This is a genomic window from Streptococcus sp. 68 (assembly GCF_013277415.1).
In the GTDB taxonomy this organism is placed as follows: domain Bacteria; phylum Bacillota; class Bacilli; order Lactobacillales; family Streptococcaceae; genus Streptococcus.
Genome location: NZ_VMMX01000011.1, coordinates 117,579 through 132,754 on the forward strand (window position 1 = coordinate 117,579; position 15,176 = coordinate 132,754).

Below are 15,176 nucleotides of genomic sequence, written 5' to 3' on the forward strand. Positions count from 1 at the left end.
GGCTGTTTAGGCGAAGGGCATCTGCACGAATCAGGGCTTTCTAAGTGACTATTTCCACCGAAATATTATTTATATCAGGAGGACATTCACATGTCACGTTATACAGGACCATCTTGGAAACAAGCTCGTCGCCTTGGCCTTTCACTCACAGGTACAGGTAAAGAATTGGCACGTCGTAACTACGTACCAGGACAACACGGACCAAACAACCGTTCTAAATTGTCAGAATACGGTTTGCAATTGGCTGAAAAACAAAAACTTCGTTTCACTTACGGTGTAGGTGAAAAACAATTCCGTAACTTGTTCGTACAAGCTACAAAAATCAAAGGCGGAATCCTAGGTTTCAACTTCATGCTTCTTTTGGAACGTCGTTTGGATAACGTTGTTTATCGTCTTGGTCTTGCGACTACTCGTCGTCAAGCTCGTCAATTCGTAAACCACGGTCACATCCTTGTTGACGGAAAACGCGTTGATATCCCATCATACCGCGTAACTCCAGGTCAAGTGATCTCAGTTCGTGAAAAATCATTGAAAGTTCCAGCTATCCTTGAAGCAGTAGAAGCTACTCTTGGACGTCCAGCATTCGTATCATTCGATGCTGAAAAATTGGAAGGTTCATTGACTCGCTTGCCAGAACGCGACGAAATCAACCCAGAAATCAACGAAGCCCTTGTCGTTGAATTCTACAACAAGATGCTTTAAGATAAGACTTTATATTGTAAGAAGCCTACAACAGTGGGCTTTTTGCTTTTTCTTTGGAGAGATGACTGTAAGTGTCCATAGTCATAGCTAGTGTAGAATGACCTAGACGGTGTTGTAATTCTTTATAGGGTATTCCAGAGTTTAGCAAAAGCCTAGTATGTGTGTCTGAAACGTGTGTTTAAACGAGTTGATAGTGTTTTATTGTTTGGGTATTGAGGAAATAAGAAAAGTTTAAGTCTGTTATTTTAAATTTGATGTTTACAAAATGATAAGCAGATAAGCAAAGCAATAACTTGCCTTAATTCCTTACCAAATAGTATGGAGAATGGACTTGAACCAAGAGCGAACATCGAGAAAATGTAAAAAAGCACTTAGCATAATCTAAGCGCTTGAGAGTAGTGGACGGTGTGCCTGTCCCGTCATCTCATACTATGAAGTTGCGTAGCGATACTATCATTTCTACCTCACTTCTCTTTAAACTAATTATATCATAAAGGAGTAGCAGCTTGACCACTGACGAAGTAGAAAAGAAACAAAAAGTATTAAAAATTTTGAAAAAGCAACTCAGAGACTAGACTTAGACTTAGACTTGAAGATAAGTGATTGTATGATGTACGACGTGAGATATTCGCCACTCTCTTTACAAGGCGAACTGGAGAGAGATTAAAGCTATGGCAATTATACGAGGCGCTAGACATCGATAAGGCTCAATATGAGTGCCTCAAGGCTGAGATACTGCTAGACTTTGCTAAAAGCTATCGAGACGGTGTTTTAGTGGTGTATAAGCAAAAACATATCTTAGGTCTAATTAAAAGCCCTTAGAAACGAATCTAAGGGTTTTTTGACTGGTTGATTTTATCAGTAATTTCAATTTCCTTGATTTCATTTTCAAAGAGTTTAATCCATCTGGTTCCAAAATTAACGGATAACCCATCAAGTTCTTCATCATGGACATCTTTGTCTTCGTAAAGAGCTACGCCTTTAAATATTTGGCCGTCAATATCGGTGATTCTGACAACCTTGTTATTAAATTCTTTAAGTTCCATCAGTCTCTCCTTTCGTGGTACTATAGTCTGTTATATTATTGGAATTCCCTTAACATACGCTTCTTTAGCCTCCGCAAGTGTCATTTTATTAGGACCACCATCTATATTAGTTTCTCCTGTATTTTGCCACTGACAAACGTCACAGATATCATACACTGCGGTAACAGTACCACATACTGGACAATGGACATATTCGCTACCGTTAATAATGATTAAATTCTCTTTTCCAGTCTTATTCATTTAAGGTTACTCCCAACACTATACAAATATATTAGCTATTTCTATACACTACTTTTTCAATATCATTGATTGTAATTGTTATGGTATCCCAGTCTTTCGGGGAATCTCCTATGTCAGCAATAAAAGTATCTTCACTTAACTTTTCGACAATTGTCGCCGTTTGACCGTTTTTTAACAACACTGTATCAAATTCTCGAATTTTTACGATTTTTCTCCTTGCGTAAGCTTCTTTGGCTTCAGCTAGAGTCATTTTATTCGGGCCACCGTCAATATTTATAATACCAGTATTATGCCAACGACAGACGTCACAGATATCATAGTCCATAACTTCAGTTCCGCAAACAGGGCAATGAAGCCATAGAAAACCATCAATTTCCCATGTCTCTTTTGATTTATCCATATAAATCCCTCCTTCATAAACTCGGCAAACCATTCTTACGATATCATTGAATGAAATTGTACTAGTGTCTGAGTCTTTCGGTGAACCGTCAATATTAACCCACTTTTTCATCATTATACTGCAAATCGAAGGGGATTGCTAATAATTGAGTGTGTATTCCAGATGTGGTATGATAGTATTATTAGGTAATAAAAAAAGCACGTTTGACCGTGCTAGTTCCTTGCCTGCTGAATTCATCGATTGATTGCACTTTTGTGGGGGCTTTTGTGGTTGAAAAGTGTTAGAAAAGGTGTATAATATAGATAAAGAATAGAAGTAGAGAAATATCGGGAACTACGCACCCTTGGGGTATCTGAAAAGTGGGGAATTCCCGTCCCGCCTATTCCAGCACCTAGAGAAATCTAAGTGCTTTTTGATATGAGTTATTTTCTACGTGATATAATGAACCTATTAGCAATAAAAAAGCACGTTTGACCGTGCTGATTCCTTGCCTGCTGAACTCATCATTTTAAGTCCTTTTTTGTTACCCTTTAATGTTTTTTCAACTTATTTGAATTTAATAGTTTTGGAGAAAATCAAGTTAGATTTAGAGCAGGCTTAGGCCTGTTTTTCTGTACCTAATTACTGCAAGATAACAAAATGTTGTAATATTTTATTGAATCAGATAGGCTTTAGAGCCTTGATATTAAGCACTTTGGGGCGCTTTCCCTTAGTGCTTTTTGATTTCTCTTAGTATCCATCTATAATCGTCTATACGCAGCTAGACCTGTATAGTTTAAAGTGATATAATAGTCTAAAGGAGGTGCTACCATGAATGTTTTAGAAAAAAACACACAGGTAAACTTTAAGACTAACAGAGACTTGTTAGAGAAGGCTAAAGCTATTATTACAGCGCAAAATCTTGATATGACAGCCAGCTTTAACTTGTTTTTGGAACACATTGTAGAAAATAAAGCCTTGCCATTTGAAACTCAAGTAGATAAAGAAAGAGAAGAACTTCTATCAGGGTTGCGTGCTGAAATTGCCCGTAGCTTTGACGATTTAGAACATGGAAGAACTTACAACCTTGATGAAGTGAGAGCTAACCTTGGAATTTAACGAGAACGCATATAGCCTCATTATATCCGAAACGGTGCAAGAACAGCTAAGAGGTATTAAAGACTATATCTCAGCTAACTATTTTTCAGAGCAGGCAGGAGCAAACACAGTTAAGAATATTCTTTATGGTTTGGAGCGTCTTGAAGTCTTCCCAGAAGCAGGATTTAATGCTGACGAAAGAGTAGGATGTATTATATCCCCACCCCACAAAACCAGATGCATCATTTTAGGCGATTACCTAGCCTTCTATCATATTTTAGAGGACAGAAAATCTGTCTTTGTATCAGATATTATTCATAGCAAACAGGACTACATCCGCTTGTTCAAGAAAAAATAGCGTCTACACGAAGGCGTTTTTGTTTGGGAATGCCACGATGTTGATGATATAAATCTGGTATGATATAATGTTTTGGCCCCCTCAATTTAATGAAGGGAGGTGTTACATATGTTAGAAACTTTACTCACAGTGTTTCTAGCTCCGTTACTTATTAACGTGTTATCTGAGCTTTTCAAGTTATGGCTTAAGAAACGTAAGAAGTAATGGTTAACCCTTTAAGAGGGTAGCAAAAAACCCCATCGGTGGCACGGTGGGGCTTTTTAGTTACATATGCTGTAACTTTACTCACATTGTAAGTTCATTCTAACATATAACACCCAATATTTCAAGCCTTTGTTTTGATATTTCTTCAGAGCTCATTCAACAATTCTAGAGCACTGAATCCTGTGGTTTGAGTCAGCTCAACTGGAATTAGCCTACGCGCTACTAGCCTCCATTCTACAGCAAAGAAATCAACTCTTTTCTAGGGGATTTCCGCCCTCATTTTTGTCTTTTGTGCTAAAATAGACTTATAAATTGAAAATAAGGAATGTTTATGAAATCGAGTAATGGTTTTTGGAAAGGTTGTCTCTATTTCTGGGGCTTCTTGTTTTTATTGGGCCTTTTGGTTCAATATGCTCTCCCACTTGCGGCTTGCGTCCTGCTAGGCTATGGTGGTTATCGTCTCTATAAACATTGGCGTTATCCTCTTTTGCAGGATCGTTCGCTCGACGATCGGATTGAGCTTTTAAAAGCTCGGATTCGTCAGGCGGACAAGGATATTCAGCAATTAGAGGGAACTTTAGTAGAGAAAGGTTCAGATTCCTATAAGAGTTTGGCCAATCAAGTATTAATCGAACTGAGGGAAATCCATCAGGAGGCGGATCGTCTAAAGTCCTATATCGATGCTGATGTCTATAATCGTATTGACAAAAAGGTTCGTACAGTGCGGGCAACTATCGATGTTCAGCTAGAACGTTTGGATAGGGAAAGTCAGGTAGATCTTGAAAATGCGGAGCCAGAGGAATTAGCTCCAGAATTGTCTCAGACCTTGGCCAATATTGCCGTTGACCATCAGGCTATTTTAGACAAGATTGCTACCTCTGCCGAGGGGGATAAGGAAGAATTGACTGCCATTCATAGTTTGAAGATGGAGAAATTCAAAACGATTTTAGAAGGCTATTTAAAGATTAAGGCCAATCCGAAGAACTATAATCGGGCAGAAGAACGTTTGCAACAAGCTAAAGCAGCCATCGAACAATTTGACCTTGAGCTGGACCAAGTCTTGAGAGAACTCAATGAAACAGATATGCGTGATTTTGATATCAGTCTGCGTATCTTAGAAAAAGATCGTAAAGAATAGGTTAGAAACAAAGGAGTAACCATGACAGAATTTAATTTTGATATTGACCAGATTGCCAATAATACGGTAGCTAAGGTGGATAAAACAACCCAAATCATCGAGACCAATACTGGCTCAGACAAGACCTTGACCTTCTTAGAAAAGTTGAGCCCTGAGCAGCAAGAAGGAATCAAGGCGCACGTGCCCCAGTTGGTAGACCAGTTTGTCACAAATCAAAATGCTCTCTTAGATTTTGGCCAATCTGCTGTAGAAGGTGTGAACAATACGGTCAATCGTATCTTGTCAGAACAAAAGAAACTGCAGATTCCCCAAGTGGATGACTTACTCAAGAATACCAACCGTGAGTTGCAAGGCTTTGTAGTCAAATACAAGAACGCTGAAATTGCTGAGTTAGAAGAGAAGCCGAACTTTTTGCAACGATTGTTTAACAAGAGCAAGAATACCTTACAAGAATTTTACTTTGACTCAAAAACAGTGGAGCAAAAGCTCGATGGTATGGCTGCCGCAGTGGTCAAGCAAGAAGATGTGCTAGCTCGAAATATCGTCTCTGCTGAGATGTTGATTGAGGATAATACCAAATCCATTGAAAATCTAGTGGGAGTGATTTCCTTTATCGAAGCCAGCCAGACAGAAGCTGGTAATCGCGCTGCCGAACTGAAAGCTCAAGCTGACCAACTCGATACAAGTACGGTAGAATACCAAACCAAATCACAAGAATTGGCCCGCATGGCAGAAGTGGTCAATACCCTCGAACAACAGCACACCGAGTATGTCAGCCGTCTCTATGTTGCCTGGGCAACAACACCTCAGATGCGTAATCTGGTAAAGGTGTCATCTGATATGCGCCAAAAATTGGGCATGCTTCGTCGCAATACGATTCCAACAATGAAGCTTTCCATTGCCCAACTGGGTATTTTGCAACAATCAATGAAATCAGGGGTCGTGGCAGATGCCATTGTCAATGCTAATAATGCTGCTCTTCAGATGCTAGCTGAGACCAGCAAGGAAGTGATTCCGCAGATGGAACGAATTGCCCAAAGCCCGACAGTCGCTGTCGAATCGGTTACTAAACTGGCTGAAAGTTTGGTCGCTCAAAACCAAGGTATCGTCGCAGCTATTGAATTGGGACGTCAGAAACGTGCCCAACTAGAAACAACCATCGTCAAGTCCGCAGAAATGATCAACGATTCTGTCAAACTACGCGATGAGAAAATCGTCCAAGCCCTTCTCGACCAAGGAAAGTCTGCTCAGAAAGAAGTACAAGAATAATACACAAGTCCCTTGTAATGTAGATTTGCAGGGGATTTTGTATTCTTCTATATATTGGAGCCTCTAATTTATTTCACAAAAAATGTAGTCATTCGAATGATTTTTATTGCAATGTACTGAAATTAACCAAAAGAAAAAAACGCTTGGAACAGCGTTTTTCTTCTGTATTGATTCGTATTGAATGCTTATTTAACTTCTGTAAACACAACGTGTTTGCGAAGTTTTGGTGAGTATTTCTTCAATTGAAGGCGGTCTGGAGTGTTACGTTTGTTTTTAGAAGTAAGGTACAAGCGTTCACCAGATTCTTTGTGTTCAAGTGTAATATTTACGCGCATGGTATCTCCCTTCTATTATTCAGCTGATGCAGCTTTAGCGATTTTACGTCCTTTGTAGTATCCTTTAAGTGATACACGGTGAGAACGTGAGTAATCTCCAGTAGTTTCGTCAAAGTTTACAGATGGAGCTGTTACTTTGTAGTGTGTACGACGTTTGTTTTTCTTCGCTTTTGAAGTGCGACGTGCAGGTACTGCCATTTTGATTTCTCCTTTAGGTATTTATATTCGATTCAATCTACTGATTTTCATCAACCATATTAGAATAACACATTTTTTTTGTAAAGTAAAGTTACTTGACAAAAAAAGATGAAAAAATTCTCCTGTCAGACCTAGCAGACAGGAGAAGGTGTTAAATATCAATCTCAAATGGTTCGTCAATGGTTTCTGATACGTATTTTCCGTCTTTTTTCCGTTGCTTGACACATTCTGTGAGGAGATACTCGATTTGCCCATTGACTGATCGGAAGTTATCTTCTGCCCATGATGCGAGTGCAGCGTATAACTTTGTTGAGAGTCGAAGGGGGATCTGCTTTTTTTTAGCTTCAGCCATCTTTAGTAAAGACTTCCTGTGTTGACAATTGGTTGTGCATCATGATTGCCACAAAGAACGACAAGGAGATTTGAAACCATGGCAGCTTTTCGCTCTTTGTCAAGCTCTACCAATTCCCCTTAATTGAGCTGTTCTAGTGCCATTTCAACCATTCCTATTAATTGTTATCTAAATGATATCGCTTTAATTTATAACGTCAAGAAAAAGTAGAAAAATAATTACTAAAAACTTTCAGCCCAATAATTTCTTTTAAAAGGTGAGATTATATTGTGCTCAAATACTCTTTTATTCTTATAACTTTTACACTATAATTGTAGTTAGAAAGGAAGAGAAATGTTTGATTATAGAGCACTAGTTATTTTGATGACTTTGATGGATCATTGTGAGCTATCATTATATGAATTATCTGTTAAGGTGAGCTTACCTATAAAGGAAGTCAAAGAAGGAATAGATTATTTAGTGCCTTATCTAGCTAATAAAGGGATAGTGCTGGATAAAAAGCAAGGTCGCTATAGTTTATCAAATCGTACGAAGCAGTCTTTGACAGATATTATTAAGTCGGATGAATTGGTTTTACCAAAGTCGACTCGCTTAGCATTAATCTATCTTTACACTTTTTGCCGATTAGATTTTATATCGAATAATCATTACCAAGACTTTTTGAAAGTAAGTAAGAATACAACCTTATCTGATATTCAATCATTAAGAAAGATTATATTAGATAATGATTTGGAGCTAGGGTACAGTAGAGCAAAAGGTTATACTTTACACGGCTCAGAGTGGAATAAGCACCGTTTAGCTTTTCAAATGGTTAGTGAGTTGCTGGAATCCTCCATAGGGATTTGGGGTTTGGATTATGTTTTATCCAGTTGGGGGTATTCATTAACTTATGATTTGATAAATCAGGTAGTTAAAGATTATTATGAGAAGCTACAGCTAGTACCTATTGTTAATCAATTAAAAGTTTGCCTTTTCGGTTTAGTATTCATTCTGTGTAGGTATCAAAGGGATGTTGAAAGAGTATGTCTTTCAGAGACATTAGTATCTCCTGTTATTCAAGATATAACCACTATTTTATTGGATACAGTGGTTGATTTGGGAATTATAGATACGGTGTTTTCTGAGGATGATTATCGCTATATCACAGTTTTATTATCAAGTTGCTTTGAAGGTGAAGTAGATGTTGCTCCGGTTTACTTTAATCAATTAACAGAGGCTATTATAAGTAGAATGGAAGATATTTCTTTATTACATTTTAAACAAAGGGAAGGATTGAGAGAAAATCTTCGCCGCCACCTTATACCGGCTTACTATAGATTAAAGTTCGGCTTACCTAGTTCAAATGAATATGTATTGCATGTTAAAGAACATTATCCTGATTTATTTGAGTTAGTCAAAGATTCTTTGATGCCCTTGATGGATGCTATTGACAATCCCATACCTGATAGTGAAACAGCATATTTTGTTATCCATTTCGGAGGTTATTTAAAGAAAGCAGATACTTTGCCTCAAAAATGGTATAAAGCAGCAATCATTTGTCCTAATGGTGTTAGTTCTTCATTGATGTTAAAAGAGAATCTATTAGCATTATTTCCTCAAATTGAGTTTATAGGAACTTCAAAGATTGATGATTTACAGGTGAAAGCTAGTAGTGACTATGATATGGTTTTTTCTACCATAAAGGTGGAGACAGAAAAGCCAAATTATCTAGTCTCGGTTATGATGACTGAAGAGCAAGCAATACAACTAGTAGAACTAGTGTTAAAAGATTTTCCGAATTTAGAGTATGGGGATTTTGAGATTGAACAAATCCTGAATATTGTCAAAAGATATGGAATTATTACACAAGAATTGGAATTAAGATTGGCGTTAAAGAATTATCTTTATCAAAAAAATGATAGAAAGGAAATTGTACCAGTGCTAGAACAACTTATTACCAAAGAAACCTATCAGGTTAGTTCGCAAAAATTAGGATGGAAGGAGGCGATTCGTTTAGCAGCTAAACCGCTTTTGGATCAAGATAAGATAACGGAGAACTACCCTGAGGCAATGATTCAAAAAGTAGAAGAGTTTGGGCCTTTTATTAATTTAGGGAAGGGAGTAGCAATTCCTCACGCTCGGCCAGATGAAGGTGTGAATGAAATAGGAATGTCAATGTTAGTTTTGGAAAAACCGATTTATTTATTGGATAATCCAGAACAAGAGGTAAGATTGTTGATTTGTATTGCAGCCATTGATAATGAAAGTCATTTAAAGGCTTTGTCACATTTAACAACAATTTTAAGAGATAAAAATCATGTTCAAACTTTAATATCATCAAAAAACTATGATGACATTGAAATGATAATTAAACAGGAGGATTAAATAATGTTAAAAATTGGTACAGCTTGTGGTTCAGGATTAGGTTCAAGTTTTATGGTACAGATGAATATTGAATCTGTATTGAGTGATTTGAATGTTTCAGATGTAGAAGTTGAACACTATGATTTAGGTGGAGCAGATCCAAATGCTGCTGATATTTGGATTGTTGGTCGTGATCTAGCTGATTCAGCTAGTCATCTTGGAGATGTTCGTATCTTAAATAGTATTATTGATATGGATGAACTACGAGAATTAATTACTAAACTTTGTGAAGAAAAAGGACTTATATAGGAGGCTAGCGTCATGATGAAGTTCATATTGGATATTGTTAGTACACCAGCTATTTTAGTAGCTTTAATTGCAATCTTAGGATTAGTTCTTCAGAAGAAGAAATTACCAGATATTATTAAAGGTGGAATTAAGACCTTTGTTGGTTTCTTAGTTGTATCTGGTGGTGCAGGAATTGTACAAAATTCTTTAAATCCATTTGGTACCATGTTTGAGCATGCTTTTCATTTATCTGGCGTTGTGCCGAATAATGAAGCAATTGTAGCTGTAGCTTTAACAACATATGGCTCAGCTACTGCAATGATTATGTTTGCAGGTATGGTATTCAATATCTTAATTGCTCGTTTTACTCGATTCAAATATATCTTTTTAACAGGGCACCACACTCTATATATGGCGTGTATGATTGCAGTCATTTTATCAGTTGCTGGCTTTACTAGCCTGCCTCTTATCTTACTAGGAGGATTAGCACTCGGTATTATTATGAGTATTTCCCCAGCATTTGTGCAAAAATATATGGTTCAATTAACTGGAAATGACAAGGTGGCTTTAGGTCATTTCAGTTCTTTGGGATATTGGTTGAGTGGTTTTACTGGTAGCCTTATCGGTGACAAATCAAAATCAACAGAGGACATTAAATTTCCAAAGAGTTTAGCTTTTTTACGTGATAGTACTGTTAGTATTACTTTATCCATGGCAGTTATTTACATTATTGTAGCTATCTTTGCAGGGTCAGAATATATAGAAAAAGAAATCAGTAGTGGTACAAGTGGTCTAGTTTATGCTTTACAATTAGCAGGTCAATTTGCAGCAGGGGTATTTGTTATTTTAGCAGGTGTTCGCCTTATTTTGGGTGAAATTGTTCCAGCCTTTAAAGGTATTTCAGAGCGTCTTGTACCTAATTCAAAACCTGCTTTGGATTGTCCGATTGTTTATACTTATGCACCCAATGCAGTTCTAATTGGATTTATCTCTAGTTTTGTTGGTGGTTTAGTCAGTATGGCAATTATGATTGCTTCAGGAACGGTTGTTATATTACCAGGCGTTGTGCCTCATTTCTTCTGTGGAGCGACTGCAGGTGTTATTGGGAATGCATCTGGTGGTGTTCGTGGAGCCACTATTGGAGCATTTTTACAAGGTATTTTAATCAGTTTTCTTCCAGTCTTTTTAATGCCAGTTTTGGGAGGACTTGGTTTCCAAGGATCAACTTTCTCAGATGCAGATTTTGGTCTATCAGGAATTATTTTAGGAATGTTAAATCAATTTGGCTCACAAGCAGGCATTGTGATTGGTCTTGTTCTTATTTTAGCAGTTATGTTTGGAGTATCCTTTATTAAAAAGCCATCTGTAAAGGAGGAATAAGGGATGATTTTAAGTAAAAATAGAGAAGATGGGTTAAGAAAATTTGCGACTAACATCCGATTAAATACTCTTAGAACATTGAATCATCTTGGATTCGGACATTACGGAGGAAGTCTGTCTATCGTAGAAGTTTTAGCAGTGCTTTATGGTGAAATAATGCCAATGACTCCAGAAATATTTGCAGCACGAGATAGAGATTATTTCATATTATCAAAAGGTCATGGAGGACCAGCTCTATACAGTACACTCTATTTGAATGGTTTCTTTGACAAAGAATTCTTATATTCTTTAAATACAAATGGAACCAAATTACCGTCTCATCCTGATAGAAATCTAACGCCAGGCATAGATATGACAACGGGCTCTTTAGGACAAGGAATTAGTGTTGCAACTGGACTTGCATATGGTCAGAGAATAAGAAAAAGTCCCTTTTATACCTATGCTATTGTTGGAGATGGTGAGTTAAATGAGGGACAATGTTGGGAGGCTATACAGTTTGCTTCTCATCAACAGTTATCCAACTTAATTGTATTTGTAGACGATAACAAAAAACAATTAGATGGTTTTACAAAGGATATTTGTAATCCAGGTGATTTCGTAGAAAAATTTTCAGCATTTGGATTTGAATCCATTAGGGTCAAAGGTTCAGATATTAGAGAAATTTATGAAGGGATTGTCCAATTAAAACAGTCAAATAATTTATCACCTAAGTGCATTGTATTAGACACTATTAAAGGTCAAGGGGTTCAAGAGCTGGAAGAAATGAAATCCAATCATCATCTTCGCCCTACTGTAGAGGAGAGACAAATGTTAACTTCAGTTGTAGAAAGATTAAGTCAGGAATTGGAGGAAACAGAACGATGAGAAGTACGAAGGAATTACGGCATGTATATAGAGACTTCCTTTTAGAGGCTAACCAAAGTTATTCTGATATAGTAGTTTTAGAAGCCGATCTGTCAAGTTCGATGGCTACTAATAATCTTGAAAAGGACTTTGGAGACCGTTATGTGAATGTTGGGATCATGGAAGCAGAGATGGTCGGACTTGCAGCAGGTTTATCTATTCAGGGGTTTAGACCTTATCTTCATACATTTGGCCCTTTTGCTTCACGAAGGGTATTTGATCAATTATTTATTTCTCTTGGATACGCACAATTGGATGCCACTGTGATTGGCTCAGATGCAGGAGTAACTGCAGAAATGAATGGTGGGACACACATGCCATTTGAAGAAATTGGATTGTTACGTTTAATTCCTAAATCGATCATTTTTGAAGCAACTGATGATATCCAATTTCGTGAAATATTGAACCAGACATTAGACTTAAAAGGACTAAAATATATTCGAACAATTAGAAAAGCTCCAGTTCCTGTGTATCAAGGTGGAGAAGATTTTTCTAAAGGCTACATTGAGTTAAGACACGGGGAAGATCTTGTAATCGTTGCTTCTGGCATAATGGTTGCTCCAAGTATTCGAGTTGCGGATGAACTATCTAAATTAGGTTATTCAGTAGGTGTGATAGATTTATTTAGAATCAAACCGATACCAGAACAGATAAAAACAATGTTAAGTGGAAAAACTATATTTACTGTAGAAAACCACAATCAGATAGGTGGAATTGGCAGTGCTTTATGTGAATTATTCTCTGATGATGGAATAACAAAAATTCATCGGATGGGTGTTCAAGAAAGATTCGGTCAAGTAGGGAAAATGGATTATCTTCTTAATGAGTATGGTTTGAGTGAATCGAATATAAAAGAGAAGGTTCTAGAAATTTATAATGCAAGATAGATGTTAAATACACTTATCTGAAAGAATTTCTGTAAAAATTACAGTACGTTATTTAAAGAAAGCGGATTAAAAAGCATATTCTGGTCATCAGAAAGTGCACTAATCCGCTTTGTTGTTTTTAGTTTTAAATATTTCACATGCGTATAGAATTTTCTGAAAATTCAAGAATTTTCTTCTGTTCATTGCTTTTAAAATGTGCTATAATAGTAAAAACTGAAATGGGAGGGAACAAATGACTGAATTAGATAGACGTCACCGCAGTAGCATTTATGACAGCATGGTTAAATCACCAAACCGTGCCATGCTTCGTGCGACTGGTATGACAGATAAGGACTTTGAAACACCGATTGTGGGAGTGATTTCGACTTGGGCGGAAAATACGCCATGTAACATCCACTTGCATGATTTTGGGAAATTGGCTAAAGAGGGTGTCAAATCTGCAGGTGCTTGGCCTGTGCAGTTTGGGACTATCACTGTAGCGGACGGGATTGCCATGGGAACGCCTGGTATGCGCTTCTCTTTGACATCTCGTGATATCATTGCGGACTCAATCGAGGCGGCTATGGGTGGTCACAACGTGGATGCCTTTGTCGCTATCGGTGGTTGTGATAAGAACATGCCTGGTTCTATGATTGCCATTGCCAATATGGATATCCCAGCTATTTTCGCTTATGGTGGAACTATTGCACCGGGAAATCTTGATGGTAAAGACATTGACTTGGTTTCTGTCTTTGAGGGTATCGGAAAATGGAACCACGGTGACATGACAGCTGAGGACGTAAAACGTCTTGAATGTAATGCCTGCCCTGGCCCTGGTGGCTGTGGTGGTATGTATACAGCTAATACCATGGCGACTGCTATCGAAGTTCTAGGGATGAGTTTGCCAGGCTCTTCATCTCACCCAGCTGAATCAGCTGACAAGAAAGAAGACATCGAAGCAGCAGGACGTGCTGTTGTTAAGATGTTGGAGCTCGGTCTCAAACCATCAGATATCTTGACTCGTGAAGCCTTTGAAGATGCCATCACTGTAACCATGGCTCTCGGTGGTTCTACAAATGCCACTCTTCACTTGCTTGCCATTGCCCATGCGGCTAATGTTGACTTGTCACTTGAGGACTTCAATACGATTCAAGAACGTGTGCCTCACTTGGCTGACTTGAAACCATCTGGTCAGTATGTCTTCCAAGACCTCTACGAAGTCGGTGGTGTCCCTGCGGTTATGAAGTACTTGTTGGCAAATGGATTCCTTCATGGAGATCGCATCACATGTACTGGTAAGACAGTTGCTGAGAACTTGGCTGACTTTGCAGACCTCACACCAGGTCAAAAAGTTATCATGCCACTTGAAAATCCAAAACGTGCGGACGGTCCGCTTATCATCTTGAACGGAAACCTTGCTCCTGACGGTGCAGTTGCCAAGGTATCAGGTGTTAAAGTGCGTCGTCACGTTGGGCCTGCTAAGGTCTTTGACTCAGAAGAAGATGCCATTCAGGCTGTTTTGACAGATGAAATCGTTGATGGCGATGTAGTCGTTGTTCGTTTCGTTGGACCTAAGGGTGGTCCTGGTATGCCTGAGATGCTGTCCCTTTCTTCAATGATCGTTGGTAAAGGTCAAGGAGACAAGGTGGCCCTCTTGACGGATGGACGTTTCTCTGGTGGTACTTATGGTCTGGTTGTTGGACATATCGCTCCTGAAGCTCAGGATGGTGGACCGATTGCCTACCTTCGTACAGGCGATATTGTTACGGTTGACCAAGATACCAAAGAAATTTCCATGGCCGTATCCCAAGAAGAACTTGAAAAACGCAAGGCAGAAACAACCTTGCCACCACTTTACAGCCGTGGTGTCCTCGGTAAATACGCCCATATCGTATCATCTGCTTCACGCGGAGCCGTGACAGACTTCTGGAATATGGACAAGTCAGGTAAAAAATAAACTTAAAAAGCAAGCCAACTTCGGCTTGCTTCTTTTCATCTCCAAAAGTAATTTGCCTGCTTATACTCAATAAAAATCAAAGAGCAAACTAGAAAGCTAGGCGCAGGTTGCTCAAAACAC

At 38.2% G+C, this 15,176-nt stretch carries 16 protein-coding genes and 2 pseudogenes; 11 read left to right on the forward strand and 7 right to left on the reverse strand.

All coding sequences use genetic code 11. The features are described from left to right. Positions 1-90 precede the first annotated feature (90 nt). Complete coding sequence (rpsD, locus tag HT720_RS07075; protein WP_000092756.1) at positions 91-702, forward strand: 30S ribosomal protein S4; 612 nt, start codon at positions 91-93, stop codon at positions 700-702. 25 nt (positions 703-727) lie between these two features. Here rpsD and HT720_RS07080 read toward each other — a convergent pair. The 4 genes and pseudogenes from HT720_RS07080 to HT720_RS10265 form a co-directional block, all read right to left on the reverse strand. Then, a pseudogene (locus HT720_RS07080) lies at positions 728-865 on the reverse strand (site-specific integrase); the annotation flags it as partial. Positions 866-1,532: 667 nt separating this feature from the next. Next, on the reverse strand, positions 1,533-1,748 hold the full coding sequence (locus HT720_RS07085) for a hypothetical protein (RefSeq protein ID WP_173275215.1): 216 nt from the start codon (positions 1,746-1,748) through the stop codon (positions 1,533-1,535). Positions 1,749-1,778: 30 nt separating this feature from the next. Further along, a complete protein-coding gene (locus HT720_RS07090; protein WP_001044017.1) occupies positions 1,779-1,988 on the reverse strand; it encodes a CPCC family cysteine-rich protein in 210 nt (69 codons plus the stop codon). 214 nt (positions 1,989-2,202) lie between these two features. Continuing rightward, positions 2,203-2,388: pseudogene (locus tag HT720_RS10265) on the reverse strand (CPCC family cysteine-rich protein); the annotation flags it as partial. Positions 2,389-3,198: 810 nt separating this feature from the next. On the opposite strand from HT720_RS10265, the gene HT720_RS07100 reads away from it, so the two are divergent. From HT720_RS07100 to HT720_RS07115, 4 genes are all read left to right on the forward strand, one after another. Then, positions 3,199-3,486 (forward strand): type II toxin-antitoxin system RelB/DinJ family antitoxin, encoded by a 288-nt coding sequence (locus HT720_RS07100; RefSeq protein WP_173275218.1) that lies wholly within the window; start codon positions 3,199-3,201, stop codon positions 3,484-3,486. Continuing rightward, positions 3,476-3,823: a type II toxin-antitoxin system RelE/ParE family toxin gene (locus tag HT720_RS07105; protein WP_173275221.1), complete on the forward strand. Its 348-nt coding sequence runs from the start codon at positions 3,476-3,478 to the stop codon at positions 3,821-3,823. The genes HT720_RS07100 and HT720_RS07105 overlap by 11 nt, the downstream gene beginning before the upstream one ends. Positions 3,824-4,358: 535 nt before the next feature. Continuing rightward, on the forward strand, positions 4,359-5,165 hold the full coding sequence (locus HT720_RS07110; RefSeq protein WP_173275224.1) for a hypothetical protein: 807 nt from the start codon (positions 4,359-4,361) through the stop codon (positions 5,163-5,165). Between the two features lie 21 nt (positions 5,166-5,186). After that, on the forward strand, positions 5,187-6,434 hold the full coding sequence (locus HT720_RS07115; protein ID WP_173275226.1) for a toxic anion resistance protein: 1,248 nt from the start codon (positions 5,187-5,189) through the stop codon (positions 6,432-6,434). A 185-nt stretch (positions 6,435-6,619) separates the two neighbouring features. Here HT720_RS07115 and rpmG read toward each other — a convergent pair whose 3' ends face one another. The 3 genes from rpmG to HT720_RS07130 all read right to left on the reverse strand — a co-directional run bounded on the left by rpmG (position 6,620) and on the right by HT720_RS07130 (position 7,319). Beyond that, a complete protein-coding gene (rpmG, locus tag HT720_RS07120) occupies positions 6,620-6,769 on the reverse strand; it encodes a 50S ribosomal protein L33 (RefSeq protein WP_001265622.1) in 150 nt (49 codons plus the stop codon). A gap of 15 nt (positions 6,770-6,784) precedes the next feature. Next, positions 6,785-6,967 (reverse strand): 50S ribosomal protein L32, encoded by a 183-nt coding sequence (rpmF, locus tag HT720_RS07125; protein ID WP_000290417.1) that lies wholly within the window; start codon positions 6,965-6,967, stop codon positions 6,785-6,787. Between the two features lie 151 nt (positions 6,968-7,118). Further along, positions 7,119-7,319 carry a PTS ascorbate transporter subunit IIC gene (locus HT720_RS07130; RefSeq protein WP_000796545.1) on the reverse strand — a complete coding sequence of 67 codons (201 nt, stop codon included), beginning with the start codon at positions 7,317-7,319 and terminating at the stop codon, positions 7,119-7,121. A 333-nt stretch (positions 7,320-7,652) separates the two neighbouring features. Between HT720_RS07130 and HT720_RS07135 the strand changes: the two genes are divergently transcribed. From HT720_RS07135 to ilvD, 6 genes are all read left to right on the forward strand, one after another. After that, on the forward strand, positions 7,653-9,683 hold the full coding sequence (locus HT720_RS07135; protein WP_049524707.1) for a BglG family transcription antiterminator: 2,031 nt from the start codon (positions 7,653-7,655) through the stop codon (positions 9,681-9,683). A gap of 3 nt (positions 9,684-9,686) precedes the next feature. Next, positions 9,687-9,971 (forward strand): PTS sugar transporter subunit IIB, encoded by a 285-nt coding sequence (locus HT720_RS07140; protein ID WP_000912476.1) that lies wholly within the window; start codon positions 9,687-9,689, stop codon positions 9,969-9,971. Positions 9,972-9,983: 12 nt separating this feature from the next. Next, a complete protein-coding gene (locus HT720_RS07145; protein ID WP_000975300.1) occupies positions 9,984-11,330 on the forward strand; it encodes a PTS ascorbate transporter subunit IIC in 1,347 nt (448 codons plus the stop codon). Between the two features lie 3 nt (positions 11,331-11,333). After that, on the forward strand, positions 11,334-12,194 hold the full coding sequence (locus HT720_RS07150; protein ID WP_049524708.1) for a transketolase: 861 nt from the start codon (positions 11,334-11,336) through the stop codon (positions 12,192-12,194). Next, positions 12,191-13,120 carry a transketolase family protein gene (locus tag HT720_RS07155; RefSeq protein WP_173275229.1) on the forward strand — a complete coding sequence of 310 codons (930 nt, stop codon included), beginning with the start codon at positions 12,191-12,193 and terminating at the stop codon, positions 13,118-13,120. Before HT720_RS07150 ends, HT720_RS07155 begins: the two co-directional genes overlap by 4 nt. A gap of 232 nt (positions 13,121-13,352) precedes the next feature. Next, positions 13,353-15,056, forward strand: a complete 1,704-nt coding sequence (gene ilvD / locus HT720_RS07160; RefSeq protein ID WP_173275233.1) for a dihydroxy-acid dehydratase — start codon at positions 13,353-13,355, stop codon at positions 15,054-15,056. Positions 15,057-15,176 lie beyond the last annotated feature (120 nt).

Bases quoted from the DNA above. Each gene is read 5' to 3' on its own strand.
- HT720_RS07155 (WP_173275229.1), top strand. From the start codon at position 12,191: ATGAGAAGTACGAAGGAATTACGGCATGTATATAGAGACTTCCTTTTA.
- HT720_RS07135 (WP_049524707.1), top strand. From the start codon at position 7,653: ATGTTTGATTATAGAGCACTAGTTATTTTGATGACTTTGATGGATCAT.
- HT720_RS07150 (WP_049524708.1), top strand. From the start codon at position 11,334: ATGATTTTAAGTAAAAATAGAGAAGATGGGTTAAGAAAATTTGCGACT.
- HT720_RS07145 (WP_000975300.1), top strand. From the start codon at position 9,984: ATGATGAAGTTCATATTGGATATTGTTAGTACACCAGCTATTTTAGTA.
- rpsD (WP_000092756.1), top strand. From the start codon at position 91: ATGTCACGTTATACAGGACCATCTTGGAAACAAGCTCGTCGCCTTGGC.
- HT720_RS07090 (WP_001044017.1), bottom strand. From the start codon at position 1,988: ATGAATAAGACTGGAAAAGAGAATTTAATCATTATTAACGGTAGCGAA.
- HT720_RS07085 (WP_173275215.1), bottom strand. From the start codon at position 1,748: ATGGAACTTAAAGAATTTAATAACAAGGTTGTCAGAATCACCGATATT.
- HT720_RS07140 (WP_000912476.1), top strand. From the start codon at position 9,687: ATGTTAAAAATTGGTACAGCTTGTGGTTCAGGATTAGGTTCAAGTTTT.
- ilvD (WP_173275233.1), top strand. From the start codon at position 13,353: ATGACTGAATTAGATAGACGTCACCGCAGTAGCATTTATGACAGCATG.
- HT720_RS07100 (WP_173275218.1), top strand. From the start codon at position 3,199: ATGAATGTTTTAGAAAAAAACACACAGGTAAACTTTAAGACTAACAGA.
- rpmG (WP_001265622.1), bottom strand. From the start codon at position 6,769: ATGCGCGTAAATATTACACTTGAACACAAAGAATCTGGTGAACGCTTG.
- HT720_RS07110 (WP_173275224.1), top strand. From the start codon at position 4,359: ATGAAATCGAGTAATGGTTTTTGGAAAGGTTGTCTCTATTTCTGGGGC.
- HT720_RS07130 (WP_000796545.1), bottom strand. From the start codon at position 7,319: ATGGCTGAAGCTAAAAAAAAGCAGATCCCCCTTCGACTCTCAACAAAG.
- rpmF (WP_000290417.1), bottom strand. From the start codon at position 6,967: ATGGCAGTACCTGCACGTCGCACTTCAAAAGCGAAGAAAAACAAACGT.
- HT720_RS07115 (WP_173275226.1), top strand. From the start codon at position 5,187: ATGACAGAATTTAATTTTGATATTGACCAGATTGCCAATAATACGGTA.